Origin of the sequence: Nocardia sp. NRRL S-836 (assembly GCF_001279525.1) — a bacterium.
GTDB lineage: Bacteria > Actinomycetota > Actinomycetes > Mycobacteriales > Pseudonocardiaceae > Lentzea.
Genome location: NZ_LGDY01000024.1, coordinates 1 through 383, shown reverse-complemented (window position 1 = coordinate 383; position 383 = coordinate 1). Strand labels below are relative to the sequence as shown.

Sequence of the window (383 nt, the reverse complement as noted above, 5' to 3'; positions counted from 1 at the left end):
CCGCGCATGGTGAGCTCGACCGGCTGGCCTTCGCCGTGGTCGATCGCGTTCGCCAGCAGGTTGCGCAGGATCCGTTCCACGCGGCGGGAGTCGAGCTCGGCGGTCAGCTCCTCGTCCGGGAGGTCCAGCACCACCGGGGAGTTCGCGGTCGTCGAGATCGCGCGCACCGAGTCGTGCGCCCGGCGGGCCAGCACCCGGATGTCGACCTGCTCGGCGGTCAGCTCCTCGACACCGGCGTCCAGGCGGGAGATCTCCAGCAGGTCGCCCAGCAGCGACTCGAACCGGTCGAGCTCGTCGACCAGCAGCTCGGTGGACCGCGCGAGACCGGCGGGGAACTGTTCGCGGGAGGCGTGCAGGACATCTGCTGCCATGCGCACGGTCGT

At 71.3% G+C, this 383-nt stretch carries 1 protein-coding gene; it reads right to left on the bottom strand.

All coding sequences use genetic code 11. The features are described 5' to 3' along the window. Window positions 1-383: sensor histidine kinase (locus ADL03_RS04920; RefSeq protein ID WP_369808934.1), on the bottom strand; the 383-nt coding region annotated here is incomplete at both ends.